We start from the raw sequence: 270 nt of genomic DNA, 5'->3' as shown, positions 1-270 counted from the left end.
GCCCATGGCCCTGGCCAGCTTGCGGCGCGTGGGGGAAAGATCACTGGCGACGATATGACGTACCCCCTTGGCCTTGAGCATGGCAATCACCCCGAGACCAATGGGCCCGCACCCAATCACGATGGCCGTGTCACGACGGCCTATCCCGGAGCGGTTTACCGCATGCAGGGACACCGCCATGGGTTCGGTCAGCGCCGCATGGTCATCGGAAATACCGTTGGTGACAGGAAAGGCCAGGGATTCCTCCACCAGCACCCGTTCGGCATAGGC

General features: G+C 63.3%; 1 pseudogene. It reads right to left on the bottom strand.

The features are described from left to right. Nucleotides 1-270: pseudogene (locus A3714_RS18025) on the bottom strand (alcohol dehydrogenase); the annotation flags it as partial.

Source organism: Alcanivorax sp. HI0007 (assembly GCF_001635525.1).
Lineage (GTDB): Bacteria > Pseudomonadota > Gammaproteobacteria > Pseudomonadales > Alcanivoracaceae > Alcanivorax.
Note: the sequence above shows the minus strand (reverse complement) of the source record. Positions and strands in the feature narration are given on the sequence as shown.